Source organism: Bradyrhizobium sp. ORS 285, from assembly GCF_900176205.1.
Taxonomy (GTDB): Bacteria; Pseudomonadota; Alphaproteobacteria; order Rhizobiales; family Xanthobacteraceae; genus Bradyrhizobium.
The window spans coordinates 6867718-6892760 of the sequence record NZ_LT859959.1 but is presented as its reverse complement, the minus strand read 5'-3'; the positions used below and the strand labels follow the sequence as shown (position 1 = coordinate 6892760).

Here is a 25043-nt window from a genome sequence, read left to right as displayed (position 1 = left end):
CCTTATGATGATGCCGCTCAACAATGCCCCGATAGATTCTTACGACAGCCGCGGAGAGGATCATCGCGACATCGACGCGCTCAACAGCCTGCATATCTCATACACGCTGCTCACACTCGCATTGCTCGTGGCCGCCGTCATCGCGGTGTTTCTTCCGCCGCAGTGACATGGATCCGATCAACTCCTACGAATGCGATATGTGCGGCAAGTGCTACAACGGCACTGACGAACGCATCATGTGCGATCCGCGAATGACAAGGCGGTGCTACCACGGTGCCGACATAGGCATCAGCCATCGAGTGTACACGTATCACATGGATATTCTCACCGCCGCGTAGTTATCCCCATCGCGTTACACGCGAAACATGCGTTGCACGGGAAACGGTGCCGTATCATTGGGGCATGAACAAGCAGCAGCATCGCGATAGCAAGAAGCGATTCGCATTCGCTACGCGGCTTGACTTCTCCGACGGATCGACGCCGGAGGTGCCGGATGTGATTCAAGTCATTCCGTGCGGCGAGTGGGAACACCCGCTGTACGGATCGATGAAGATCACGCCGGCCGACATCACCGAGATGAAGAAAAATTTCGATGATGGCATCCGTTTGGATCTCCCGATCACCGCAGGCCACGACAACGGCATGAGTGGCGGCGAGCTTCCGGCGGTTGCATGGTACGGCGAAGTGCAGGACCGCGGCGAAGACGGTCTGTGGACCACGGTTAAGTGGAACGATGAGGGAAAGGCTCTGATTCAGAACCGATCCTTCAAGTATTTCAGCACCGAGTTCTATCAGACGTACTCCGACCCGCAGTCGGGTCGCGTGTACAACAACGTCCTTTGCGGCGGCGCTCTGACAAATCGACCGTACTTTAAGGAAATGCAGCCGGTCGGCGCTTTCAGCGAGTCCGGCATTATGAGTAACGATTTTAATGATGATATGTCCAAGAAATTCGATGATGTCGTAGATCCGACCCCGACTCCGACCCCGGAACCGACGCCGGCTCCCGAGCCGACGCCCACACCGGAGCCGACCCCGGAACCGACGCCGACGCCGGAGCCTCCGGTCGCCGCTTCCGAAGTGAAAATCAGCGCATCCGAGCTCGCACAGCTTCAGGCTGACGCGAAGGCGGGCCGTGAGGCTATGCAGCGCATCGAAGCGTCTGAGCGCGCGGCGCTCGTCGAAGCGCTCATGTTCTCGCAGTCAAATGCTGCCGGCCGCTTCGCGGTTGCGCAGAAGGATTCAGTCTCAAAATTCGTCGCCAAGCTCTCGAAGGAGATGCGCAACGAATTTGCCGAACTCATCAAGGCGATCCCGGCCAACACCACGACGATGTTCAAGGAGATTGGCGGGCAGGGCGAAGACGTCGAGGGCACCCTTCAGTCGATCGCCGAGTCCGTCAAGAAGCTCGCGAACGAAAAGATCGCAGCGTCCGAAACGCTCGGCAAGAAGATCACCTACCGCACTGCGGTCGAAATGGTCTTCAACGAAAAGCCCGATCTCAAAGCCGCTTACGAGAAGGAGCTCGCCGGCAAGAATTAATCACGTAATTCATTCTCGATATGACTACCGAACTCACGGGTCACAATCGCTCGGCAGTGGCCGGCGCGGACCTCTCCGCGAGCCAGAACCTGATCGTCAAGGCGCAGTCCGACGGCACTCTTGTGCTCGCAGCCGCCGCGACGGACGCGATTGTCGGCGTCCTCAAAAATTACCCGGTCAGCGGTCACCAGGCTGTCTATCAGTTCACCGGCGTCACGAAAGTGAAGGCTGGCGGCACGATCAATCCGGGCGACTTCGTTACGTCCAACGGCAGCGGCGCCGCGGTCAGTACGACCACGAACGGCGACACCGTTATCGGTCGCTATGTCGGCACGGCAGCGGCCGCGTCCGGCGATCTCATCGAAGTACAGATGGGAATCTTCCGCTACTAAATTAATCGCCTTCATCCCTAATCTATGGCAGATACAAATCGATACCTCGGCGTAGATCCCATCCTGACCGACATTTCTCTCGGCTACCAGAATGCGGACTACATCGCCGACCTGCTTCTGCCGACCGTTCCGGTTGGCGTGCAAAGCGGGAAACACTTTGTCTACGACAAAGGAAAGTTCCGTTCCCTGGACTCGCGCCGTGGCGCCGGTGCTCGCTCGAAGGAAGTCACGCTCAATCTCACGCCTGGCCTGACGTTCTTCTGCGAAGATCACGCCGCAAAGCAGTTCGTTCCGGACGAGGACGTCAAAAACGCACACGCGGGCATGGATCCGTACGTCGATGCGACCGAAAACGTCACCGAAATGATGCTTGTCGAAAAGGAGGTCAACGCGGCGTCGTTGCTCCTCAACACCTCGAACATCACTCAGAACACGACGCTTTCCGGCACGAGCCAGTGGTCGGACGATAACTCCGATCCGATCCGCGACGTCCGCACGGCCAAGAACGTCATTCGCAGCTCGGTCATCCAGGTGCCGAATACGCTCATGCTCTCGCAGTCTGTGCGTGACAAGCTCATCGATCACCCGGCGATCATCGATCGCTTCAAGTACGTGCAGGGCGGCATCATCACGAATGAAATGCTCGCTCGCGCGTTTGATGTCGATCGCGTCATTATCGGCGCCGCGCAGAAGAACACCGCCGTCGAAGGTCAGTCGGACTCGATGTCGGACATCTGGGGCAAGAATGCGCTCCTTTGCTACATCAATCCGCGCAGGGGCCAGAAGATCGTCACGCTGGGCGTCACGTACCAGTGGCAGACCCCGGTCGTTGAACGCCTCCAGGGCGTCGATGAAATCGACCGCCGAGGCCAGTTCATCCGCCGCGGCGAGGATTACCGCGACATGGAGCTCGTCGCTCCGGGTTCGGCATACCTGTTCGCCAACGCCATCGCTTAATAGCCCGCGCACTGGCCCGGCGTCACAGCCGGGCCGGGCGCGCCTCAATCTCATTCTATGGCAGCAAAAAATCGAGGCATCGCGCAGCTCATCCAGGATCTTTTCTTCGTGAACAAGGCCGGACAGACTGCCGTAAAGCAGACGGGCGTCACGGTGCCGAAAATCGCCGTGGCGACCTACGACGTTTCGGGCGGCGCGGACGGCACGGCCGGCTCGCACGGCCTGAAGGTGTACATCCCGGCGAAGGCGATCATCACCGCAGCGTGGGTCGATGTCGTCACGACATTCGCATCCGCCAACAGCACGGCGACGCTTGCCGTCCAGGTGGAAAGCTCCGGCGATCTCATCGCCGCTTCCGCGATCAACGCCGCCGGCAATCCCTGGAACGCAGGCATTCACGGCTGCCTTCCGGGCAACTTCGCGCTCGACGGCAACGCGCTCACGCAGGTCGGCATGGCCGCCGCGGGCGCTGCATCCGACATCAAGACGACCGCCGTCCGCGAAATCACGATCGTAACGGGCGTACAGACGCTGACCGCCGGAAAGGCGAACGTCTTCGTCGAATACGTGCAGAGCGATTAAACGTAATCCGCAATTGCTATGAAATTCACAGTAACGGGTAATCTCAAGCACGATCAGGTCGAATACACGGAGGGCGACGTTGTGGATCTCACCGAGGCAGAGGCAGAGGCGCTTCTTGAAATCGGCGTGATCGAGCGCGACGGCGATGCGCCGGCCGCGAAGAAGGCCAAGAAGTCGGCCAAGAAAGGGGACGAGGACGCTCCGGCCGAACCCTCCGCAGGTCTGCCTGACGAAGATTCGGAGGACAAGGCGACCGACGTGACCCCTGAAGTCGCTGATCCGTCGAAGGACCTCTAAGCCTATGTCGAAAGCTCTTGCTACAAAGAACATCGCAGCCGTGCTGCTTGGGATCGGCATGATCCTGAGCGTCTTCGGCTTTGCGACGCCGGCGCACGCGAACCCTTCGCTGTTCGCCATCGCGACGTCAACAGCCGCAGCCACCACGACGGTCACCTCTATGGGTGCGGGCTTGGCGACCACGACGCTGTACTTTGACAGCTACGCGCAGACGTTCTTCGGCGGCAACAAGCAGCGCCCTGATTTCGGCCTTCTGCTCGTTCAGAAGACCGGATCGAGCACGTCGGCCGTCCTGAATATCGCGTTCGAATATGCCGACGACATCAGCGGTACGAACTGCACCGTCACGCCGGCAGCGTGCGATTGGTATCAGAATTACACGGGCGTCAACTACGGCGCGACCACGACCGCATATGTCGGTCCGGCCGCATCGATCGCGTGGCGCGCAGCCACGACGACGATCGGCGGCGCCACGTCGTCCAGTCCGCGCGAAACCGGCGCGTTCCTGGTGCAGACCTATACGCGTTACGTGCGCGCCGTCTTCACCGCTACGGGCGCCACGAGCACCGTGTGGGCTCGGTTCATCCCGATTCAGCAGTACAAGTAGCTGCTAGAATACGGGTATCACGCTATGGCGCTTGATCCCGTCACCAATTTCGGAAAAGTCACGGTTTCCACCGGATACAGCGCGGCCGATACGTCGGTCGCGCTGTTTTCCGGTCACGGTGCGCGCCTGCCGAGCACCGGCGGGGGCCAGGGTTACAATCTCGTTTGGTGGAACAGCACCGACTATCCCGATCCGTCCGACGATCCGAACGTGGAAATCGTGCGCGTGACCGCGCTCGCCGCCGACGTGCTCACGATCACCCGCGCACAGGAGGGCACTTCCGCGAGCACGAAGAACACCGCCGGCAAGACGTATCTGATGGCGCTCGCGATGACCAAGAAGATGATCGACGACATCAGCGCGGCGATTGCTGCGGTGGACTATCCGACGGAAGTACCGGCAACTACCCCGGACGACACGACGTTGCTCTACCCGTTTTCCAAGCAACCGAAAGCCGTCGTCATCAACGGCTCAACATTTATTCGAACTTCGAAAATCGGCGGCACGCTCGCCTGGACGTGGGACGGGGCGAATGCCGTGCTTCAATTCCCTGTCGGCTCCGGCGGGGACATCTTTGGTATTATGTAAATGCGATATGAAACGACTCTCAATCATCGTCGGCGCAATCTTCACTTCTGCTTTCCTCACCTTTTGCATCGGCATAGCCAACGCGCAGGTCATGGTGCCCGGCGGCGGTACGGGCCTGACCTCGATTGCGCAAGGCGCGTTTCCGGTCGGCGGCACATCGACGCTCCGGCTCACTTCGACGACATCCCCGACGTTTGGGTACGTCACGGCAACGAACACGAGCGCGACGAGCACGTTGCCGCGCACTTCGATCGGCACCGCGCTGTATCTCCTCGGCGACTACATCACGAACGTCTCGACGTGGTTCGCCACGCGCGCTGCGGCGTGGTTCGCAACTCAGACGACCGACAACCTCGCGGAAGGATCCACGAATCTCTATTACACTGCCGCGCGCGTCACGTCGCTGCTGAATGCGACGACCACCACGGGATTTTCTACGACGTCGGCCGCCTACTGGAAAGGCGTCAATAATTTCTTTTCCACGACATCCGCTGACTATCTGCAAACGCAGCGTAACTACTTCAGCACGACGTCAGCATCCTTCTTTGCCTCCGCTGGTCTCGCTCATTCAACCACGTCGGTCACGTACCAGCTCGGCACGATCGATAAGGGATACTTCTTCAGCACCACGTCAGCGGCGGCATATCTCGCTGCCGTACCGCCGGCATCGTTTTCGACCACGAGCGCGTCGTATTTCTCGTCGGTTGGATTGGCCTTTTCGACGACTTCCAACGCGTACTTCTTGAGCCAAAACCAGGGTGCCGCGTACTCAACAACGAGCGCGGATTATTGGTCCACTCAGCGAATTTTCTTCAGTACGACGTCGGCATCGTTCTTCGCATCGGTCGGCCTCGCGCACTCGACCACATCGGTCGCTTATCAGCTCACCCAGAACCTGATCCTGGGCGCCGCTACGTCTACGAGCTTAGCCGCGACCAACATCACCGCAACCGGCACCGCTTCGAGCACAAACCTGACCGTTTCGGCCGTTCGGTCGGCTTTGGGCCTGTTCAGCGGTACGGGAGCCCTTTCGGCCTATGGCGGCTCATCCGGCGTCTGCACGAACCAGTTTCCTACCTCGCTCAGCGCCGCGGGCGCGCTGGGCGGCTGTACATCGGTCGCAGACGCCTTCTTCTCGGGGCAGCTCGGCACCGCCCACGGCGGTACAGGCGCTGACCTCTCGGGTTCTACGGGCGTCGTGGTCGTAAATTCGGGCGCTGTAAGCGCCTCATCGACCTTGGCCGTGAATAGGGGCGGGACGGGCTCTACGACGCTCACGGGGCTCCTGAAGGGCAACGGGACAGGCCAGATCCAAACCGCCGTACCCGGTACGGACTATCTGACCGGCAACCAGACGATCACCCTGTCGGGCGACGTGTCAGGAAGCGGCAGCACGGCCATCACCACCGCGATCGGCGCCAACAAGGTCACCGTGGGCATGCTCGCCACAGCCGCGGCGAACACCGTGCTTGGGAACCCGACGGGGGCGACCGGAAACATCCAGGCATTCGCTACCTCGACGCTTTTCAATAACGCCGCTTCCGGCGTGTCGGGTCTGCTGACCGGCACGGACTGGACGTCCTTCAATAGCCGCCTCTCCACGACCACGGTCCTACAGATCGGCAACGGCCAATTCTTCAGCACCACCTCTGCATCATTCTTCAGCTCCGCGGGCCTCGCCTTCAGCACCACATCCAATTCGTATTTCGCGTCCGTCGGTCTTTCCTTCTCGACGACTTCAGCAGACTACTGGCTCACGACGAAAGGAGTCGGCGGCTTCTCCACCACATCGGCGAACTATTGGGCGTCGGTGGGGCTCGGTCATTCAACGACCTCCGTCGCATACCAGCTCTCGCAGAACACGACGCTCGGGAATTCGACGAGCACGAACTTCTTTGCCACGTTGGCGAGCTCCACCGCTCAGTACAGCACCAACGCCACCACGTCCGGGCTCTACATCACCGGCCAACTTTCGAAACTGCTCACCACCGATGCAGGCGGCCAGGTCGGCGGTGCGACAGTAAACACGCCGCTCTCGTTCAGCGCCGGCACGCTTTCAATCCAGCAAGGCACATCGGCGCAAAACGGCTACATCAGTTCTACCGACTGGAACTCCTTCAACAGCCGTCTCTCCACCTCGACCTTCGCCATCCTCGTCGGCCAGGGCCAGACGTTCAGCACGACCTCAGACTCATACTTCGCGTCAGTCGGCCTGGCGTTTTCGACCACATCATCAAACTACTGGCTGACTCAGAACACAGGACAGGCGTTCAGCACCACGAGCGCCACGTACTTACTAAATTCGACGACCACAACCGGCTTTTCCACTACATCGGCCTCGTACTTCAGCAGCCTCGGACTCGCGTTCAGCACCACCTCGGCCAACTTCTGGTCGTCGGTCGGATTGGGCCACTCTACGACGTCGGTCGCGTATCAACTGTCCCAAAACACCACTCTCGGAAACTCGACATCGACAACCTTCTTCTCGACAACGGCATCCTCGACGAACCTCAGCGCGCTCAACGGGACGACGACGAAATTCGCGGCAGTGTTTGCAGTCTTCACGAATGCGACCACGACCAACCTATCCGCTACGCTGGCCTCATCGACAAACCTGTTTTCAATCCAGGCATCGACCACGTACCTCTCGGTAGCCTCGACGGCCTCAACCACGAATCTCACTGTCTCCGGTATCGGTACGTGCACCGGATCAAATGCGTGGCAAAGCAACAGTGCAGGCACGGTGACGTGCGGAGCGGTTTCAGGAGCCGGGAGCCCGTGGGCATTCACATACTCGACCTCGTTCACAACGGCCGGAGCCCAGGCCACCTCGTCGATCATGGGCTTGACGGGCGGCTTCTACGCGACCGCTTCGTCCACCATCGGCGGCGGTGGTGTAACATCCGGCCTCACGATCCTCGGAAACGGCACGACGACCGGCAGCTTCCTTATCAGCGGCAGCGCCACATCGACGAACCTCTTCGCTACTAACGCGTCTACGACGAATGCGACCTCGACGCGCTTCTTTGCTCCCTACGCATCTACAACCGATCTCTTCAATGTTCGGGCGACGTCCACGACACTATTCGCCTCGCTCGCATCCTCGACGAACCTCGTGGCAAATTTTGCCTCATCGACGATCTTCGCAGCAATCGACACCTTCAAACTTCCGACATTTGCGGCCCTGACGACGGCGGTAGCGGGCGCGATTGGTATCGACACGACGACCGGACAGCTCCGATGGTTTGACGGTACGTCGAACCACATCGCGATCATGGAAGACGATAAGGGGTTTCAGATCTCCACTTCGACCGCCGCATACAAAGGCGCCTTCGGCACGTCCGGCACTACATCGAACATTTTGCTCGCCAACTTCAAGCGCGCCCGCACGCTCACCGATCTCTACTGTCAGGGCAACGGAGCAACTTCGACCATCCGATTCGGTAACGGCTCAGCTACGACGACGCTGATCTGCGGCAAAGACATCGCCGGTAGTGCCTCGGGATTGAGCACATCGTTCGCGGCGCGCGGCGCGGTGTGGCTCGACATCGGTACTCTGATCGGCACCAACGGCGACAGCTTCACGATCACGCCGACCTGGACGCTCACCAGCGACTAGTATGAAGCGACTATTACTACCGATCATTCTCGGACTGATGTTTCTGCCGGTCACGTGCCATGCGGCATGGACGGCGAGCGACAATTTCGAAAGCTATTCAAATGGTGCTTCCCTTTCGGGCGCATCCGGCGGCTCTGGCTGGAACGGGAACTGGACGACGACACTTGGCACATGGAGCGTTCAAAACGCGACCGCTGCAAACAGCACGACCTTAAGTGGTAACACGACGAGCGGATCCGCCACTCTCAACCGCACGATCACGTCGATCTCCATCGGCAGCTATTGCTTTTACATGCGCAATGGTTCCACGACCGGGAATTGGTATCACGTCCTCAACAACAGCACGGGACAGGCGACAGGCTACGCCGTTCTCATGGGTTTCGAGAGCGGCAACATCGTCGCGTATAACGGCGGCACCGGCACCACACTCCTGACCGGCTACAACATCAACCAGTGGTACAAGATCTGCATCGATTTCGGCAGCGTCGCCAACACGTACAAGGTCTCGATCGACGGTGGAGCTTACAGCTCGAACCTCAACTTCGGCACCACGGGCGCGGTCACGAACTTCCAATTCTATTTCGGAGGCGGCACAGGTCCGAACTTTTCCTTCGACGAAATCGCGCCGGCTTCAGGGGGATCTACGTACTCTCCATACGTCCTGGAGATCCTTTCGCTGTAGATGGTACAATTCGACCATATGAAACCTGTAACGATCTCCTACATTCTGCTGACGATCGCATTCGTGGCGCTTCTCGCGACGGTCGCGCTCCTCCCGGAAACGCCCTACGACCGGCAGCTTGACGCAGCGACGCACGCCCCGAGCATCCTCGGTGTCTAATATGATGTACGGCTGCGCAGCGTATGCCAGCGTAGAATACGGCGGCCGAATCGGCTCCGTCAGGCACACGAGCTATAAGCCGGGTACGCCGTCCGTCGTACTGCGGTCAATCACGGAGACGATCGTCGCGACGACCAAGCCGGGCGTGCCGGTGCTGCGCACTGCCGCCGCGCGCGTGACGCTCACGACGAGCATCCAGCGCGACGCCGTTATCCTACCCTCGGACAAGGGCGACGAACCCACCTTGCTATAATGGGCGCATGAAGACCCTCACGGCGCCGACCGAAGATTTCATCAAGGGGGAAATGGGCGTTCTCGCCGCCGACGCCGCGGCCGGCACGAACATCACGATCACGCTTCAGGACAACAACGGCTTTTCGGCGAACGATTTCGTCGCGATCGGCAATGAGGGAACGGAGCTCGCCGAGGTCGCGCAGATCGGGTCCATCGTCGGCAACACGCAGATCGTCGTCGGCACCTTGAAACTCGCGCACCGCGCCGGCGAGCCGATACGCGTCTACAAATACGACAAGCGCAAATTCTACGGGGCGACGTCCGCTACCGGCGCATTCACCGAATTGACGTCCTACGGATCTCCGAAGCTGATCCAGGCCGACGATCCGATGGGCACAACGCTCGAATACACCGATTCGACGTACACGTATTTCAAGGCGACCTATTTCAATTCGTTCACGAACACGGAGACCGACATCGCCGATGCCGTCGCGGTTCAGGGCGACGAGTCCGGCCGCTATGCAGGCTTGTATTTCATCCGAAGGCACGCCGGCGTCGCGCAGAACCCGCGATACTCGGATCTGCTCGTCGAAGCAAAGCGCACGCAGGCAGAGAATGAAATCGATAGCGCACTCGCTGTGCGTTATGTGCTACCACTTTCATACGTTCCGAAGTTGATCGAGCGTGTATGCATCTTGCTGGCGGCCGGCTACATCGATTACGAGGAATTTGGGCAGGAAGGCATGGGCGTACGATGGCTCGGCGAGGCGCGAGCTATTCTGAAGGGTATCGAGGACGGAAAGCGCCGATTGCTCGACGCAAACAAGCAGGAACTGCCGCTCAATGTAGAAAATACTGAGCTCGCAGGCGTTCCGAACGCAAGCACCGATTCGTCCGAAGATGCCCGCACCAACATGGACGACATCTTTTGACCGTATGGCAGGCGGCCTTTATCTTCGAATGGAGCTGCAAGGTGAGGTGCAGCTTTCTCGCGTTCTACAGGGCGTCAGTGCGACCGTAAAGAACTGGCGGCCGGCGTTTGAAAAGAGCGGCGAGCAAATGGTCGATTTCTTCAGCGAGGACGTCTTTGATACCGAGGGAGCAGCCGTCGATGATCCGTGGGCCGCGCTCAATCCCGACTACGAAAAGCGCAAGCAAAAGAAGTATCCTGACGCCGGCATTCTTCAGGCGACCGGGCTCATGCGCGACAGTTTCGTATCGCAGCCGTCCGCAATGAGCCTCATCGTGCGCAACACGGCGCCGTACTTCAAATTCCACCAAAGCAATCAGCCGCGCACGAGACTTCCGCGGCGCGTGATGATGAAACTCACTGAGAACATCCGCGAAAAGCTCATCAAGAACATGCAGGCCTATTTCATCGAGCAGGTTGGCTCGCTCTAATCTATGGATCCGCTCATACAAAAATACATCGAGCTCATCAAAGCGAACACGTCGGCATTCAAGACGTTCTACGTCGGCGATCCGATCGCCATTCCCGCTTCGAACATGCCGGCGCTCATCATCACGCGCCAATCGACGGCCGCACAGCCGGCTACGAACGCTGAGGACCTGCACAAGCTAACGCTTCAATTCTGCGTCGTCGCCGACGTGCGAAGCACGATCACGGACGACAAAACGCTCGTGCCCGGCTATCAGCTTCTCTACGACCTCATGGAAGGCCGAGACCCGAGTACGCTTCAGCTCAAAAGCGGATCGCTGCTCAACATACTCCGGCACAACATCGACATCGACCAGGCCCACCAGATTTGGACGGACATCGATACGCCGACCCGCATCCAGTACGCCACGTATCAGAATAAGCGCGGCAGCCCGTCCTGGTCGATCGAGGGCACGTTATCCGCAGTCGCGTCTATTGTGCAGTTGCGGTGATGTATAATTCGAGTATGGCAGCAGCCGACAAGAAGGCGAAAACGTCAACTCCCGAGGAAGCGGTCATTGTCGCGCCGACACAGCTCTATTCATTCCCAGGCCACTCCATTGCGTTTGAAGCGTCCTCCCGCGAGGAAGCTGAAGCAATGCTCGCGGCTCATTTACAAGGAGATAACCCCACTACTTAGCTATGGCGAAATTTACCGGCCGTCAGTTTGTAATCGGCATCGGAAAAGAGAGCGTGCGCGGCACCGCGGTTTCCGCGGCATATTGGCTCCCCGATGCATCGCTCACCATCGACGACAAGATCAAGGCCGCGAAGGACGAAACGAATGTCTACGCGATTGAAGACGGAGTGGGACAGGAAGTAGCCGCGCGCTACAGCGAGGCGTCGATCGAGGGTCGCATCACCGACCAGTCGTTCGGTGCCATCCTCATGGCGGCATTTGGCACCGATACCAAAACGACTGTGGGCGGCGAGGCGTCGGTGTACGACCACAAATTCACGGTGCTTCAGAGCGCGCAGCATCCGTCCTATTCGATCTCGGCATACAGCCCGAACGAAGCCGGCGGCGTCGTGTACCCGCTCGGTATGCTCGACAGCCTCGATTTCACTTTCGATCTCGAAAAGTATGCGATGTACAAGGCGGTGTTCAAGGCGAACAAAAATCAGTCGCAGTCGAACACGGTTTCCTTCACGAGCGAGAATGCATTCCGTCCGCAGGACATCACACTGAAGTATGCAGCGAACCTTGCCGGTCTCGGCGCCGGTACGGCGGTTCAGTGCAAAAAGATCCAGGTCAGCATCAAGAAGAACACCGAGGACGATCAGGTACTGGGTTCGATCGATCCCGTGGATCGTTTGAATAAGCAGTTCGGCATCACGGGCAGCTTCGAGCTGTTCTATACCGATCGCACCATGATCGACACGATCATGCTCGGCGATCTCGCCAAGGCGATCCAGATTACCGTCACGAACGCGGGCGTCACGCTCGGTACGTCGTCCAATCCGACACTCACGATCCGTCTCGCCAAGGTGAAGCTGAGCGAGGTAGCTCGCGCGCAGGCCAACAACGGCATCGTAAAGCAGACGGTGAAGTTCCAGGCCTTCTATTCCCTCTCTGATACGGAAATGGCGGACATCACGCTCCGCAACACCGTCTCGGCCGCCTACTAAAATCGACCTATGTCAGATACAACTCGCGAAACGATCACGATCACCACGACGAACGGCCACACCGTGGTCGTCAACGCATATCTCACAGGCCGCGAAAGCAGCGACCTCCGCGCGACGCTCTTTGCCGGCATCACCGTGAAGCCGGGCGATACGCCCTCCGTCCCGCTTGCAAATACCGTCACACACGAGCGCGCCACGCTCGAAAAGCTGATCGTCTCATTCGACGGCAACACTGACAATCCGATCGCCAAGTTCGAAAACATGCCGAGCGACGAGTACGACGAGGCCGTCGCACAGATCAAGGAAAAGACTCGCGCTTTTTTAGTCCCCAAGAAGTGAAATATGCGTGGGACGTGTTCTTCGAGGTGCAAGACACGTCCGACTTCACGCCGAACATGCATCGCGCCATCGTCTGCCGCGCGATGGGGTGGACCTACGACGAATACGACCGGCAGCCGGCCGACTTTTTACTTACGGTAGCTACGATGCTGCAATCCGAGGCCGAGCACGAGCAGAAGAAGCGCGGCACCGTATAATGACCCTATGGACGAGCAGAATCTACAGATCAACATCACAGCCGTAGACCAGGCCTCCGGCGCGCTCGACAATGTTGCCGAATCTGCTGAGTCGATGTCGATGGCCGTCGGCAAGGCCGCCGATGGGATGGCCGAGAATTTGGATACTGTTTTCGCTGACGTAGAAGCTGCGGCCGCCAAAACCGCGGAAGCGGCCGCAAATTCGTGGATCGCGGCCGTCGATGACATAACGACGTCCGCCGGCGAGGCGGCAAGCTCGATCGAGGCCGATTACGACGCCATTGCGGGCGCAAGCGGCGCCGCGGCCGGGGCATCCACGATGTCCTGGGATGAAAGCCTCGCGAACCTCGATTTGATGATGAACGGCACGGAGGAGCAGGCTGCGGCGGCGTTTGCCGCGATGGGCGGCAAAGCCGAGGAGAGCGCCGCCAAGGCCACCAACGCCATGGCGGGCATGCACGGGTACTTCCGCATGCTCATAGCCGGCTATATGGCCGAAACGGCCGGGAAATCGCTCATGTCATGGGTAGACGACGCGGTAAAGGCCGCAGCAGGCGATCCGACGAAGCTGGCCGATCTCACAAATCAACTGCGGGAACAGCAAGCGGAGCTTCTTAAGCTCGAACAGCCGATCAGCGGGAAGGGTAAGACGACCGGCGAGCTGTGGGCAGACGAGGCAGAGCAGGCCGCCAAGATCGACGCCGTGAAGCAGAAGATCTCTGAGCTCAAGGATCAGATCGAGCCGCTGGCATTCGCGCACGAGCACGCCGGCAAAGCGGCCGACCAGTATGACGCGGCCACGAAGCGGCTCACAGAGGATTGGCAGCACTTCCTGGTAACTGCCGGCATTCCCCTCCTTGAACACGCCACGGCGTTCGCGCAGGCCGTGGATCACGTCGTGACCGTACTCACCGCCTGGACTGCCGAACATCCGAAGCTGACCGAGGCAATCGCGTTGACCGCCACAATTCTCGGCAGCCTTCTCCTTGTACTCGGGGCCGTATTCATCGCCATCGCGCCGCTCATCATCATCGTCGGAATGTTCGGCGCGGGCTTCACGCTCGCATCGGCCGGCATCGCAGTCGCAATTGCCGCGATCATCGCGGGCGTTGCTGCGTTGGTCGCGACTATCATCGTGAATTGGGACAGCATCACCGCAAGAACACGCGAGGTATGGAGCGCTATCGCCGCGTTCATTAAGGACGATTGGCAGGCGATCGTTCAGTTTTTGCTGCCGGGCGTCGGCGCGCTCGTCATAGCGCTTGCCGCACATTGGGACACCATCAAGCACGACATCGGCGGCGCATGGCAGTGGATCCTCGATTTCACGACCCAGCTATGGGGCAAGATCACGAGCGCGGTCACGGGGGCAATTTCCGGCATCGAGAGCGCAATAGACGGCTTCGTCGGGTCGATGCAAAAGGCGCTTTCGGCCGTCTCATCGCTCCCCGGCGCCGTCGCAGGCAGCGCCGCAGGGCTGATACCGAATGTCCCGAAATTTGCCGAAGGCGGCATCGTATCGTCGCCCACGCTCGCACTCGTTGGCGAGGCCGGGCCGGAAGCGATCATTCCGCTCTCATCATTCGGTGGAGCAGGGCTCGCGGGAGCGGGCGGAGGCGCGGGAGGGGGGAACATCGTCATCAACCTTTCCGGCAACTTCTACGGCAGCGACAGCTCTATGATGCGCCGCTTGGCGCAAGATCTCGCCGGCATGATTAATTCGCAGATCAAGCTCCGCGCCTTCTAAGGCTCTATGACCGCGCCCGTGTACATCACATGGAAGGGCACGACCGACATCAGCGGATACGTCGTGTGGGACAGCCTGGAAATGGTGTCCGTACTCACCAAGGAGCGCGGATCGCTGAAGTTCCGCATGCATCTGAAGCCGGCGAGCGCATCGTCCATTCCCGCAATCGGAGACGACATCACGCTCACCGATCCGAGCGGCACCATATTTGGCGGCGTCGTGACGAGCGTGCAGAAGATCGTAAAGGGCGGCGGGCTGATCGAGGTGAGTATCGGCGTCCTCGATTACGGGTTCAAGCTCGACAGCAAGCTCGTGAAGGCGTCCTACACGAACATGGATCCGGCGGACATCGTGGCCGACATCGTGTCCCGCTTCGCAGCGGCCGGCTTCGACTACACCACGAACGTCCAGCGCGCAGGCTTCACGATTCCGACGATCTCGTTCAACTACGAACAGGTCACGCGCTGCCTCGAAGCCCTGGCGCGTCATATCGGCTGGGACTGGTATGTCGGCCCGGACAAGAAGGTTCACTTCTTCTTTGCGACCACCGTTACCGGCAGCAGCGAATACAATCCGGCGCCGTTCCCTATCGACGACACGAGCGCGGATCTCGATTGGCCAACCCTCGACTCAACGCTCGACATCACGAACCTGAAGAACAGCATTTACGTGATCGGCGGCTCGTATCCCAAGGCCTACGACGCCACGACGACGCCGGACAAGTACACCACGGTCGCCGGCCAGACGGTGTACCACCTCGCCTATAAATATACGGGTGCATTCTTCGTCACGCTCGATGGTGTGGTGCAGAGCGTCGGTATCGACCAACAGGACGACCCTGGAACGCATCAGACGCTGTATAACAGCACAGGGCCGTTCATCCGCTTTACGTCCGACCCCGGCAGCGGCCACACCCTCAAAGTCTACGGAAACGCCCAAATCCCGATCGTGGCGCACGTTCAGGACAGCGCGAGCGTAGCCGCATACGGGGAGTACCAGGACAGCATCATCGACGCTCAGATCAAGAGCGTCGCCGAAGCGCAGGAGCGCGCGCAGGCGGAGCTCGTCCAGTTCGGCCACCCGGTTTACGACGTGAAATTCTACACCGTGCAGACCGGCGCGCGCGTCGGCCAGGTCATCATGTACAACAGCACGAAATTCGGAGTCAGCAACTACCCCCTCATCATCAAGCGCATTGAGGCGCGGGCGCAGACGCCGACCGCGCTGCGCTATCACATCGAGGCGATCGGATCGGACAAGGTGACGTTTACAGACATCATGCTGACCCTGCTTCAGCAGCAGAACGCGCAGACGAGCATTGATGCCAGCACCGTTCTTCAGATCTTGCTCGACGTGGAGGAAGACACCCTCGTTGACGACAGTGTTACAATTTCCTCATCGAGCCCGCCCTACGTCTACGGAACAGCGCGCGCGGGCTTCTCAAAATACTCATGATCCCCAAACTTCACGACGGGCTCAAGATCAAAGGCGTTGTCACGATTCGCGCCTACAAAGCTGGCACGAAAGAGCTGATAAGCGAGAGCGTCCACGAAAATCTCGTAATGCAGGGCAACAACACCGGCCTCGATCTCATCATTCAGCGCCTGATCGGGGTGAACACGTATTCGCTCAACATCACGCAGGGCGCCATTGGCACCGGCTCGACCGCCGTGGCGCTGAGCGACACCGCGCTCACGGCCGAGGTGACCCGAGCTGCACCCACGTTGCAACAGGACTACGGGACGCAACAGGCCATCTTGCAATTCTTCTTCCCAGACTCGACCCTGCCGAACAATACCTACAACGAGTTCGGCACCTTCGTAGACGGCACCCAGCTTTTCAATCACGTCGTATTCGGCACACCCTACGTGAAGGTTGCGGGCCAGGACACGACCGTCCAAGTGACATTCACGCTCACGCAGTGATGCTATAATTTTCGTATGAGGTCCGGCCCGATTGCTAATTCGGAAACGATCTATTCCGGCAACATCAACGGCATCAGATCGGACGCGCGCGGCGGCGCGTCTTGCCTTGTGCATCAAATGCTCGGCACGATCGCTATGGGCACGAACCCGAGCAACAATCAGACGCTGACCCTCACGATCAACGGCACCGCGATCGTGATTACGTTCGTGACGAGCCTCGGCGTCGCGGCCAATAACGTCCTCATCGGCGCGACAGCCGCAGCAACGGCCGCGAACCTCTACAATTTCCTGACAAATCCCGGCACCACGACGAGCACTCAGGTCGCCGCGAGCTCGGCAAATCAGACGCTGCTCAGCTACCTCAGCTTCCTGACGGTATCTACGAGCACGATCGTCGGTCACGGCAACAAGACGATCTACGCGCCGTTCACATCACTCTCGGTAGCAACCACGGTCACGTCTGCGACCTGGACAGCCAACACGATGGCGCTCTGCGTCCATCCGGGCACGGTATGGATCAACGGTACGGAAGTGAAATACGCCGGCGGCAGCACGCCGACCGTGACCGCACCGAGCACGAACCCTCGTATCGACGTCCTCACGATCGACAGCAGCGGCACGCTCGCCTGGACGACCGGCGTTGAAAACGCGTCTCCGGCGGTCCCGGCGTATCCGGCGAACAAGGTGCCGCTGTGCGAGATTTACAACGTCGTTGGCGAAACGAAGATCCTTGACAATGACAACCAGTCCACGAGCCAGGCGTACATCCAGTACGATGTTCGGCCTATGATCGCCTATCCATTCAATCCAGGATCCGTGGCCGCGAATATTCTGCCGGATGCCGACGGCACCCGCGATCTCGGCAGCCTTTCGTTTCAGTTCAATAACATCTACGCGAAGACCAACATCTACGTCGCGGGTCGCGCAGCCGCCATTTCGAAATTCGGCGGCACCGGAACCGACGGCGCACTCTCGATCTCGTCAGGGACAACGACGCTTAGCGCGGGAAGCGCGAGCTATCTTGAGAAAAACTACACGTCCGTCAGCATCACGGGAACGGCGAACCTCGCCTTCAGCAGCGTCGGCCGCGGTTTCACGTTCGCCCTGCGCTCGCAGGGTAACGTAACCATCACGACATCGAGCACGCACGCGATCGACATGCGTGGGCTCGGCGGCGGCCCGGACGCCATTCGCGTCGTCGATAACACGGTTGCCTCCGTCTCAGGCATGGGCGGTGCGGGCGGGGGATCGATCGCCGGAGTGGGAGTCGGAAGCAATATCGCCATTGCCGGCGCGTCGAATATCCATTCCGTGCTCGCCGGCCCAGGCCTTCCCGCGTTGTCTCCCTTCAACCGATTCGCACCGGCCGGCGGGAACGGCTGCGCCGGTACAACTGGCGGCGCAAACGGCTTCTCGATCGGCAATCCTGGAAGCGGCGGCGCGGGCGGCGGTGGCCTCTATATCGAGTGCGGTGCGGCGTACAACTTCACAACGGGCGCGATTGACCTTTCCGGCAATGCGGGATCCGCGAATACGAACAACGTATCCGGCGGCTTGCAGGGCGGTTGCGGCGGCGGCGGAGCCGGCGGCAATTGCCTGGTCCTCTACGCTACCCTGACCGCCGACAGCGGCACATACAACGTTAGCGGAGGTGCAGGCGGCACCGGAACGGGGGCCAGCGGTTCCGCTGGCGCAAACGGCGCTACCCTCCGGGCGGTAAATACATTCCACGCGTAATATGGCACTCCGAAAAGACCACAGGATCGAGGCGCGCAAGTTCGACACTCCAAGCGGCAAGATTACGCGCGACGTCCATGTTCACGAAGTCGTCCATGATCTCAAATGCAAATGCGGGAAGGTGTGCGGCGAGATCCGTTTCCCCTCCGAGCACGGTCGCAAGAGCGACAAGGCCCTCGAAACCGAACTGTTGGCAACTCATTCCGTCGTTTGCGACGACTGCGCTAAAATCGGGTCATAGCGATATGACCGAGCAACCTTACTCGAACCGCGAAATAGACGCTCGATTCGACACGCTTGAACACCGGCTTTTCGACGAAGAAGAAGGGTATCTGCCGAGAATTGAGCGCCAGGGCATTTTCACGAACGGGAAGGTTAAAAAAATCATCATTGCCCTAGTACTCGTTTTCGGGATTTTAATCGGGCAGAACATGAATACTCACGACATCATTGCGAACCTACTCGGCAACCTGGTCCCGTAGCCCGTGCTACAATTTCCCAATGGAACCGTCGCTTTACTACGTAGTGAAGCCAGCCATCATCGTCCAGGATTTCGGCGCGAATCACAGCTACTATGCCGCGCGCTTCAAGGATCGCTTCGGCAATCCCGAGCAAGGTCACATGGGGCTCGACTTCCGCGCGCCGCACGCCACGCGCGGATACGCGCCATGCAGCGGAATGGCCCATTACGAAAAGGACGCACACGGCGGCGAGGGTATCGTAATCAATACAGGGCCATCGACATATAAAGGGCAACCTTGCACATACAATGTGATCTTGTGGCACTTGATCGGCGATACCGATCCGGTATTTCCCTCACCGTTCCCGCTCGATGGCAAATCGTACCCAGTCAAGGCCGGTGATTTCATCTGCTGGACCGACAACACCGGCGCTCCATTCGAAAGTTCGGGAGATCATCTGCACGTTGGTCTGATCCCTTTCGACATGACCGGCTACCCGATCGAAGCCCACAACGGTTTTAACGGCTGTATCGACCCCAGGCCTTATTTCAACGGGCGCTACGCCGTTGACCTTCAAATCATCCCCTTACAGCAACGCGTACTCGCGCTCCTGCGCACGTTGTACTCACGTCTTACGGGCTCATCGCAATGACATGCCGATCATCACCGACAAGATAATCAACGCCGTCATCATGCAAGAAAGCCGCGGCGACGACATGGCTATCGGCGATCTTCACCTGCCCAATAAAGCATATGGGCCGATGCAGATCCGTCAGCCCGTTTGCGACGATGTGAACCGAGTTTTTGGGACGAATCTTACCGCGCAGATAATGCGAGGAAATCGTCAGCTCTCGATCGACACGTTCGAGAAGTATCTCAAGATCTACGCCACGGATAAACGGCTCGGTCGCGCTCCCACAACAGAGGACATTTGCCGAATTTGGAACGGCGGACCGTTCGGCTACGAAAAGCCCTCGACGCTCGTATACTGGCAGCAGATCCAACGGTATTTGTAGGCTACTGTTCTTTTCGTCTGCCTAGCTCCCCCGGCGCCGCTTTCCACACTCATAGTGAAATTCGACCGGCGCTCGGGGAGGTGGGCAGACCACCGGTAAAGGTCGCGTTATCAGCCAAGCCAAACGAATATGAATTTGTCTCAGACTCTTTCCATCGTCGGTGCGGTGCTCGCGGTCCTGACCGCCGGCGTCGGATACATCACCGGGCAGCTCGGCCCCGCTGAGGCTTTCGGCCTATTGACAGGCGGCCTTTCGATCCTCGGAGTACACACGGGCGGATCTGTTGCAGGCGCTATGCGCGACAACGGGATCATGCAGCAGTAGCAGTCGAAAAACCTAGCTTCCGATCGGCCGCCTCCGGGCGGCCTTTCGGTTATCAGATCGAGCGCATTACGCGCTCAGCTTCTTCCTCGAATGCAGCGCCATGGACGTATTCGGCTGTATCGGCGCGCATGTCTCGCTTCACTCCGTGCTGCGTATGAAATCCGATGTGGTGCCGCCCACAGAGCGGCATTAGATCCGCATCAGGCTCAGAGCCGTAATTCCCGTAGACCTTATGGTGCAGATTGATGCCTTCAGTAGTGCGGCATACTGCGCATCGCTTCCCATGCTTCCGAAAATAGCGCTCGCGCCGCTCGCTCCAGAACACACTCTTGATGTACGCCTTGTACTGCGTCGGGATCTTAGACGGGCGAGGGCACTTCAGTCGTTTCGATTTCTGCGCGCGCCGCCGCAAAATCCTCAACGGTTCAGCGTTCGGAATATCTAGCTCTGACCTCAGAGACCGAAATACCGGGTTCGATTTCATATTGCTTTGTTAGATTGGAAGATGCGCCCCCCTCCCCCAAAACAGCAAAGTGTTTTGAGTTCGGCGGCGCGGCTAATTTGCTCCGTTGAGTTGTCGCCTGTTTTTCGGCATGGCGTAGCCTGCGCTGGAACGGGCTTATTAACGTCCCCCCGTTATACCCCCCGGGACAACGCAAAAAGCCAGCGGTAAGGCTGGCTCTAAGCGATGGTGCTATGTGAAATAGCGTGTGAGCGAACGTCCGAAGACGCGCGACCGCACCCTATTACTATCTCACACTTCACCATGCCTTCATCCTACCCCTGCGGCATTTCTGGGGATTTTGCAGATCTGGGGAAATCCTGGGGATAGCCGTCATTTCTTTTTCAGGGACGCCGCCAAGCCTTGCATTAATTCGTCCTCGACTTGCCGGAAAATCGGCGGCCGCTTCGCTGCTCTTTCCAACCCGCCGCTCTGATCCTTGTCGTATTCCGTCGCGGCGACCAGCACGAACGCCTTGGCTTCATCCGGCGGAAGCTGCTCCATCGCCAGCGTGCAGATCGTCTGCAACAGATCCGGCTTCTTGACACCGACCTGCGCGAGCAGCCCTTCGAACTCGGCCATCGTGCGCATATTCAGAATGCGATTCATCACCTCGTTCATGCCGTTCCCCCTGTGCCTTCGGCTGTGCCCTCACATATGCTTCCTGTAGGCATATGCTGCCCGTTCGCCCCTTGCTCCGCAAGTGGCTCTATTCCTTGCTTTTTCCGCCCTGTTCGCGCTGGCCTCCGGCCGCGACTTCCTCATCCGCTTTCCCTTGTTCCTGCCTTGCTTCTCGGAATCCTTCCGATCCAAGACATCCCCCAAGCTGCGGGCAAGTCGAACACCTCCCTCCGGTCGGCGTCCGATTGTCCTCGCATGGGGGATGTCTTTTTCCCGTCCAATACTCCGTATTGTCGGGACGGCAGGGCGGATGAGGAAGTCGCGGCCGTCGCCACGGTCGCGCTCACAGGGCGGGCAGTTCTACACCACGTTCCGCACTTCCCCGCCAGTTCCACCGAGCCCGGCGTATGATAGAATGGTCATATGTCGCCGTGCCGATCATGCACACACCGAGGCAAGGACCATCAGTGGCACGCGAGCCGCACACGTGGGCACTGCCTCATCCCCGGCTGCCTTTGCTCGCGCTACGTTCCCGAGACCGACAAGCCGAAGCCGATTAATGCGCGCTTGGGCCGCCTCCTGCGGCCTCGCAAGGAGGTATGAAGGGACGAGGCGCCACATATTCCGGCCGTTCCTGGAAGGAGCTGGAGAAGATCGTAAGCACCGGCCGATGGCAGCGCAGCCAGGTATTCCACGATTGGCTCGACCTCATGCTCTACGCCCTGCTTTCCAGCTCCGACAATATCCGGCGTGGCGAGCGAGACCCGGAGAAATGGAGCGGGGTATACGAGGAGCGATACCTTTCCGTCGTGGAGCGGTACGCGACCAACCAGGAGCCCGGCGAGCGGCCGATAGATCGGTTCGCCCAGGCGTTCGCCTATCTGATCGAAGAAATGACCGAGACCGGCGCGGATTGCCTGGGCGATATTTTCATGGAGGAAATCAGCTTCGGCGAGCACGGGCAGTTTTTCACCCCTGAGCCAGTCGCGAAAATGATGGCGGAGATTACCGCCCCCGATGGGGGGAGTGTCACGGATCCGGCATGCGGCAGCGGCCGTATGCTGATCGCGAGCCACACACCGGGCACGTTCCTGGTCGGTATCGATCTTGATCCGCGCTGCGCCAAAATGACCGCGCTGAATCTGTTCTGGCGCAACATGCGCGGCAACGTCTATTGCGGCGACAGCCTGTCCGGAGAAATGCACACGCTATGGCAGGTCCGGCCGCCGTTTATTTACGAATACGACAAGCCGCACGGAGAGTTCACGAGGCCTGAGCCGGAGAAGCGAGCGCCCGCGCCGAAGCCGCCGCGCGATCCGGGACAGCTCAGCCTCTTATAAGCCGGGGCTGCGGTAGAATGAGCGCAGCCGCCCCGATCCTGTTGGGAGCCGGGGCGGAGCTCTTTCCCCTCGATCGAGGGATGCAGTCGCAGCTCCGCGCACCGGGATTCCGTTTCGCGACGGCAAGCAGGGCCACGGCCGCGGTGCTGCAATTTCATGGAAGCGCATACCTATATCGTCGGGGCGTCAGGCTCCGGCAAGACAACCGAGATCCTTTCCGAAGCGCCGGAGCGCGGCTTTGCATTTCTGGACAAGCACGGCGAGGCGGCCCGGCGTCTTGCAGACAGCCGGGAGTGCATCTACTGGCGGCCCGCCGATCTGAGTTTTCCGGTCGGGTTCAACCCGCTCGAAAACGCCCCGCCGGATGACCGCTGGAAAGTCACTGCGGCCATCGTTTCCATATTCAGCGACATCTGGGGGCTCGGGCCGGAGACGCCGCGTCTGCTCTACTATCTGCGCGCCAGTGTTCGGCTACTCCTCGACACGCCAGGCACGACGCTGCTCGACATCCGCCGCGTCCTCTCGGACGAAAAATACCGCGCGCGGCTTTTGAAGAAATGCACCGACCGCGAAACCCGCCAGACATGGGACGAGTTCGACGGCAAGGACGCGAAGCAGCAGGCCCAAGAAATCGGGTCGCTGCAAAACAAAGTCGCCGCGCTCGCCGACCCGCTACCGCTGCGCTACATCTTCGGGCAGCCCACGAGCACACTGAGCATCGCGCAAATCATCACCCGCGGTATGCCGCTTATTCTCGATTTATCCGACATAGGCGACGAACCAGCCGCCATCCTCGGCGCGGTCATCATCAACGCGTTCAAACAAGCGGCCGACGCGGTAGGAATACCAGAGCGACCGTACCGTCTCTACATCGACGAGTTCCAAAATTTTGGCACCTCGATCATCGCGACCATTCTGAGCGAGAGCCGCAAGCGCGGACTTTTCCTCACGCTCGCGCATCAATTCATTTCGCAGCTCGACGAGGAGATCCGGGACGCGGTGCTCGGAAACTGCTCAACGATCATGTCATTCCGCATCGGAGCGAACGACGCGCCGATCATCGCGTCCGCGATTGACTGGCACGCCGAAGATCTCATGAGCCTCGCGGTCGGGCGCGCACGTATGCGCACGATCTACCGCGGGCGGCCGACGGTCGCGCAGCTCGTCGAAGTCGAATTGCCGGATCTCGCTACGGGATGGCTCGACCGAAATATCGCGGTGACCCAATCCCGGTACGCCCGGACGCGCGAGAAGGTGGAATATGATCTCAACAAACCAGCGCGCCAGGAATGGGCGCGGAAAAAGCGGAAGGAAAAACCGTCCGACGGTGCATCGGCGAGCTATTGACAAACCGCGATCGCGTTGCCCATCGTGCTATCCACATGCGCTCATCCGTGCATATGGTAATGTGTTCATAGAAGGTCTTTGACAACTTCGTAGTAGTGAGGGGGAGAGACAGAAAATAAAAGTCGGTTCGATTCCGGCGAGCTTGGTTCGGGTGAAAGTCCCCGATATGCCTCTCCCTCATTGCTACGAACCTATACCGGCACACGAGCCAGACCTACGTCGAGCCCTCGGCGTGCCGGACACTTACCATTCAACAAATCTTCTACATGAACTCAATAAAACTTAGCGACAGACAGAAAGCACGCATCGTCGAACTACACCGGGAAGGCAAAAGCGAACGCTTTATTGCCGCCAGTGTCGGGTGCTCACGAAGCGGCGTTTGGGGCTACCTGCGCAAAGTGCACGCATAGCCATGACGGACCGAAAGCCCCGCATCCGCATGATGAACGAGGACGGGGTTATGGAGGAAATCGCGTACGACGAAATGCCGGGCACGGGCGCGATAGATCTCAATCATCAGATGGCAAAACTGCGCCTCTCGGTGACGGCGATCAATCAGGCGTCCAAAATTATCCCGATCGAGGTTTGGAAGCAGCGCGGCCTTTGCACATGGCTACAGGCCGCTGCCGAGCACTTCTTCGCGCTCGTACCGGCCGATAAATCCGACTACCTCCACATCAAAAGCGGCGTGCGGTACATGTACGAGTTCGATCAAAACGGTCCCGTGCTGAAAGGCGTGCGGATCGGTTAAAAACTAAACG

28 protein-coding genes are annotated in these 25043 nt (G+C 59.4%); 27 read left to right on the top strand and 1 reads right to left on the bottom strand.

Annotation, left to right across the window (positions count from 1 at the left end; all coding sequences use genetic code 11):
- Positions 1-4 precede the first annotated feature (4 nt).
- The 24 genes from BRAD285_RS35605 to BRAD285_RS30850 all read left to right on the top strand — a co-directional run bounded on the left by BRAD285_RS35605 (position 5) and on the right by BRAD285_RS30850 (position 20148).
- Positions 5-166: a hypothetical protein gene (locus BRAD285_RS35605; RefSeq protein ID WP_006615174.1), complete on the top strand. Its 162-nt coding sequence runs from the start codon at positions 5-7 to the stop codon at positions 164-166.
- Between the two features lie 236 nt (positions 167-402).
- Positions 403-1542, top strand: a complete 1140-nt coding sequence (locus tag BRAD285_RS35600) for a phage protease (protein ID WP_035648698.1) — start codon at positions 403-405, stop codon at positions 1540-1542.
- 20 nt (positions 1543-1562) lie between these two features.
- A complete protein-coding gene (locus tag BRAD285_RS30960; RefSeq protein ID WP_006615177.1) occupies positions 1563-1934 on the top strand; it encodes a capsid cement protein in 372 nt (123 codons plus the stop codon).
- A gap of 24 nt (positions 1935-1958) precedes the next feature.
- Positions 1959-2891: a major capsid protein gene (locus tag BRAD285_RS30955; protein ID WP_006615178.1), complete on the top strand. Its 933-nt coding sequence runs from the start codon at positions 1959-1961 to the stop codon at positions 2889-2891.
- Positions 2892-2999: 108 nt separating this feature from the next.
- Positions 3000-3473, top strand: coding sequence for a hypothetical protein (locus tag BRAD285_RS30950; RefSeq protein ID WP_139020721.1), 474 nt, complete (start codon positions 3000-3002; stop codon positions 3471-3473).
- An 81-nt stretch (positions 3474-3554) separates the two neighbouring features.
- The gene (locus tag BRAD285_RS30945) at positions 3555-3770 is read left to right on the top strand and encodes a hypothetical protein (RefSeq protein ID WP_139020722.1); all 216 of its coding nucleotides are present in this window, start codon (positions 3555-3557) and stop codon (positions 3768-3770) included.
- A 4-nt stretch (positions 3771-3774) separates the two neighbouring features.
- Positions 3775-4377, top strand: coding sequence for a hypothetical protein (locus tag BRAD285_RS30940; protein WP_006615181.1), 603 nt, complete (start codon positions 3775-3777; stop codon positions 4375-4377).
- A gap of 24 nt (positions 4378-4401) precedes the next feature.
- Positions 4402-4965 carry a hypothetical protein gene (locus BRAD285_RS30935; RefSeq protein ID WP_006615182.1) on the top strand — a complete coding sequence of 188 codons (564 nt, stop codon included), beginning with the start codon at positions 4402-4404 and terminating at the stop codon, positions 4963-4965.
- 7 nt (positions 4966-4972) lie between these two features.
- A complete protein-coding gene (locus tag BRAD285_RS30930; RefSeq protein ID WP_035648701.1) occupies positions 4973-8584 on the top strand; it encodes a hypothetical protein in 3612 nt (1203 codons plus the stop codon).
- A gap of 37 nt (positions 8585-8621) precedes the next feature.
- Complete coding sequence (locus BRAD285_RS35595) at positions 8622-9266, top strand: hypothetical protein (protein ID WP_139020723.1); 645 nt, start codon at positions 8622-8624, stop codon at positions 9264-9266.
- A gap of 160 nt (positions 9267-9426) precedes the next feature.
- Complete coding sequence (locus BRAD285_RS30920) at positions 9427-9678, top strand: hypothetical protein (RefSeq protein ID WP_035648707.1); 252 nt, start codon at positions 9427-9429, stop codon at positions 9676-9678.
- Positions 9679-9685: 7 nt separating this feature from the next.
- The gene (locus BRAD285_RS30915; protein ID WP_006615188.1) at positions 9686-10591 is read left to right on the top strand and encodes a phage protein Gp36 family protein; all 906 of its coding nucleotides are present in this window, start codon (positions 9686-9688) and stop codon (positions 10589-10591) included.
- Positions 10560-11060, top strand: coding sequence for a phage virion morphogenesis protein (locus BRAD285_RS30910; protein ID WP_006615189.1), 501 nt, complete (start codon positions 10560-10562; stop codon positions 11058-11060). Before BRAD285_RS30915 ends, BRAD285_RS30910 begins: the two co-directional genes overlap by 32 nt.
- Positions 11061-11063: 3 nt before the next feature.
- Positions 11064-11549, top strand: coding sequence for a hypothetical protein (locus tag BRAD285_RS30905; protein WP_006615190.1), 486 nt, complete (start codon positions 11064-11066; stop codon positions 11547-11549).
- A gap of 190 nt (positions 11550-11739) precedes the next feature.
- Positions 11740-12726, top strand: coding sequence for a phage tail tube protein (locus tag BRAD285_RS30900; RefSeq protein ID WP_006615192.1), 987 nt, complete (start codon positions 11740-11742; stop codon positions 12724-12726).
- Positions 12727-12789: 63 nt separating this feature from the next.
- The gene (locus BRAD285_RS30895) at positions 12790-13065 is read left to right on the top strand and encodes a hypothetical protein (RefSeq protein ID WP_139020724.1); all 276 of its coding nucleotides are present in this window, start codon (positions 12790-12792) and stop codon (positions 13063-13065) included.
- 26 nt (positions 13066-13091) lie between these two features.
- Positions 13092-13262: a hypothetical protein gene (locus BRAD285_RS30890; protein WP_157681703.1), complete on the top strand. Its 171-nt coding sequence runs from the start codon at positions 13092-13094 to the stop codon at positions 13260-13262.
- Positions 13263-13269: 7 nt separating this feature from the next.
- The gene (locus tag BRAD285_RS30885) at positions 13270-15009 is read left to right on the top strand and encodes a hypothetical protein (protein ID WP_006615195.1); all 1740 of its coding nucleotides are present in this window, start codon (positions 13270-13272) and stop codon (positions 15007-15009) included.
- 6 nt (positions 15010-15015) lie between these two features.
- A complete protein-coding gene (locus BRAD285_RS30880; RefSeq protein WP_006615196.1) occupies positions 15016-16464 on the top strand; it encodes a hypothetical protein in 1449 nt (482 codons plus the stop codon).
- Positions 16461-16934 (top strand): hypothetical protein, encoded by a 474-nt coding sequence (locus BRAD285_RS30875; protein ID WP_006615197.1) that lies wholly within the window; start codon positions 16461-16463, stop codon positions 16932-16934. The genes BRAD285_RS30880 and BRAD285_RS30875 overlap by 4 nt, the downstream gene beginning before the upstream one ends.
- A 15-nt stretch (positions 16935-16949) precedes the next feature.
- Entirely contained in the window at positions 16950-18671 is a 1722-nt protein-coding gene (locus BRAD285_RS30870; RefSeq protein ID WP_006615198.1) for a hypothetical protein, read from the top strand.
- Between the two features lie 245 nt (positions 18672-18916).
- Entirely contained in the window at positions 18917-19153 is a 237-nt protein-coding gene (locus BRAD285_RS30860; protein WP_035648713.1) for a hypothetical protein, read from the top strand.
- A 19-nt stretch (positions 19154-19172) separates the two neighbouring features.
- Entirely contained in the window at positions 19173-19784 is a 612-nt protein-coding gene (locus BRAD285_RS30855) for a hypothetical protein (RefSeq protein WP_035648715.1), read from the top strand.
- A gap of 1 nt (position 19785) precedes the next feature.
- Positions 19786-20148 (top strand): hypothetical protein, encoded by a 363-nt coding sequence (locus BRAD285_RS30850; RefSeq protein WP_035648717.1) that lies wholly within the window; start codon positions 19786-19788, stop codon positions 20146-20148.
- A gap of 1159 nt (positions 20149-21307) precedes the next feature.
- On the opposite strand, the gene BRAD285_RS30840 is transcribed toward BRAD285_RS30850, so the two are convergent.
- Complete coding sequence (locus BRAD285_RS30840) at positions 21308-21595, bottom strand: hypothetical protein (protein WP_006615206.1); 288 nt, start codon at positions 21593-21595, stop codon at positions 21308-21310.
- A 599-nt stretch (positions 21596-22194) separates the two neighbouring features.
- Between BRAD285_RS30840 and BRAD285_RS30835 the strand changes: the two genes are divergently transcribed.
- From BRAD285_RS30835 to BRAD285_RS30825, 3 genes are all read left to right on the top strand, one after another.
- Entirely contained in the window at positions 22195-22935 is a 741-nt protein-coding gene (locus BRAD285_RS30835) for an N-6 DNA methylase (protein WP_006615208.1), read from the top strand.
- 156 nt (positions 22936-23091) lie between these two features.
- Positions 23092-24282, top strand: coding sequence for a type IV secretory system conjugative DNA transfer family protein (locus BRAD285_RS30830; protein ID WP_006615209.1), 1191 nt, complete (start codon positions 23092-23094; stop codon positions 24280-24282).
- 412 nt (positions 24283-24694) lie between these two features.
- The gene (locus BRAD285_RS30825; protein ID WP_035648719.1) at positions 24695-25033 is read left to right on the top strand and encodes a hypothetical protein; all 339 of its coding nucleotides are present in this window, start codon (positions 24695-24697) and stop codon (positions 25031-25033) included.
- Positions 25034-25043 lie beyond the last annotated feature (10 nt).

What these genes read in the sequence shown, in the direction of transcription:
- BRAD285_RS35600 (WP_035648698.1), top strand. Translation starts at nt 403, where the DNA reads ATGAACAAGCAGCAGCATCGCGATAGCAAGAAGCGATTCGCATTCGCT.
- BRAD285_RS35605 (WP_006615174.1), top strand. Translation starts at nt 5, where the DNA reads ATGATGATGCCGCTCAACAATGCCCCGATAGATTCTTACGACAGCCGC.
- BRAD285_RS30935 (WP_006615182.1), top strand. Translation starts at nt 4,402, where the DNA reads ATGGCGCTTGATCCCGTCACCAATTTCGGAAAAGTCACGGTTTCCACC.
- BRAD285_RS30830 (WP_006615209.1), top strand. Translation starts at nt 23,092, where the DNA reads ATGGAAGCGCATACCTATATCGTCGGGGCGTCAGGCTCCGGCAAGACA.
- BRAD285_RS30840 (WP_006615206.1), bottom strand. Translation starts at nt 21,595, where the DNA reads ATGAACGAGGTGATGAATCGCATTCTGAATATGCGCACGATGGCCGAG.
- BRAD285_RS30825 (WP_035648719.1), top strand. Translation starts at nt 24,695, where the DNA reads ATGACGGACCGAAAGCCCCGCATCCGCATGATGAACGAGGACGGGGTT.
- BRAD285_RS30905 (WP_006615190.1), top strand. Translation starts at nt 11,064, where the DNA reads ATGGATCCGCTCATACAAAAATACATCGAGCTCATCAAAGCGAACACG.
- BRAD285_RS30880 (WP_006615196.1), top strand. Translation starts at nt 15,016, where the DNA reads ATGACCGCGCCCGTGTACATCACATGGAAGGGCACGACCGACATCAGC.
- BRAD285_RS30940 (WP_006615181.1), top strand. Translation starts at nt 3,775, where the DNA reads ATGTCGAAAGCTCTTGCTACAAAGAACATCGCAGCCGTGCTGCTTGGG.
- BRAD285_RS30875 (WP_006615197.1), top strand. Translation starts at nt 16,461, where the DNA reads ATGATCCCCAAACTTCACGACGGGCTCAAGATCAAAGGCGTTGTCACG.
- BRAD285_RS30835 (WP_006615208.1), top strand. Translation starts at nt 22,195, where the DNA reads ATGAAGGGACGAGGCGCCACATATTCCGGCCGTTCCTGGAAGGAGCTG.
- BRAD285_RS30955 (WP_006615178.1), top strand. Translation starts at nt 1,959, where the DNA reads ATGGCAGATACAAATCGATACCTCGGCGTAGATCCCATCCTGACCGAC.
- BRAD285_RS30900 (WP_006615192.1), top strand. Translation starts at nt 11,740, where the DNA reads ATGGCGAAATTTACCGGCCGTCAGTTTGTAATCGGCATCGGAAAAGAG.
- BRAD285_RS30850 (WP_035648717.1), top strand. Translation starts at nt 19,786, where the DNA reads ATGCCGATCATCACCGACAAGATAATCAACGCCGTCATCATGCAAGAA.
- BRAD285_RS30920 (WP_035648707.1), top strand. Translation starts at nt 9,427, where the DNA reads ATGATGTACGGCTGCGCAGCGTATGCCAGCGTAGAATACGGCGGCCGA.
- BRAD285_RS30960 (WP_006615177.1), top strand. Translation starts at nt 1,563, where the DNA reads ATGACTACCGAACTCACGGGTCACAATCGCTCGGCAGTGGCCGGCGCG.
- BRAD285_RS30885 (WP_006615195.1), top strand. Translation starts at nt 13,270, where the DNA reads ATGGACGAGCAGAATCTACAGATCAACATCACAGCCGTAGACCAGGCC.
- BRAD285_RS30915 (WP_006615188.1), top strand. Translation starts at nt 9,686, where the DNA reads ATGAAGACCCTCACGGCGCCGACCGAAGATTTCATCAAGGGGGAAATG.
- BRAD285_RS30860 (WP_035648713.1), top strand. Translation starts at nt 18,917, where the DNA reads ATGACCGAGCAACCTTACTCGAACCGCGAAATAGACGCTCGATTCGAC.
- BRAD285_RS30870 (WP_006615198.1), top strand. Translation starts at nt 16,950, where the DNA reads ATGAGGTCCGGCCCGATTGCTAATTCGGAAACGATCTATTCCGGCAAC.
- BRAD285_RS30855 (WP_035648715.1), top strand. Translation starts at nt 19,173, where the DNA reads ATGGAACCGTCGCTTTACTACGTAGTGAAGCCAGCCATCATCGTCCAG.
- BRAD285_RS30930 (WP_035648701.1), top strand. Translation starts at nt 4,973, where the DNA reads ATGAAACGACTCTCAATCATCGTCGGCGCAATCTTCACTTCTGCTTTC.
- BRAD285_RS35595 (WP_139020723.1), top strand. Translation starts at nt 8,622, where the DNA reads ATGTTTCTGCCGGTCACGTGCCATGCGGCATGGACGGCGAGCGACAAT.
- BRAD285_RS30910 (WP_006615189.1), top strand. Translation starts at nt 10,560, where the DNA reads ATGCCCGCACCAACATGGACGACATCTTTTGACCGTATGGCAGGCGGC.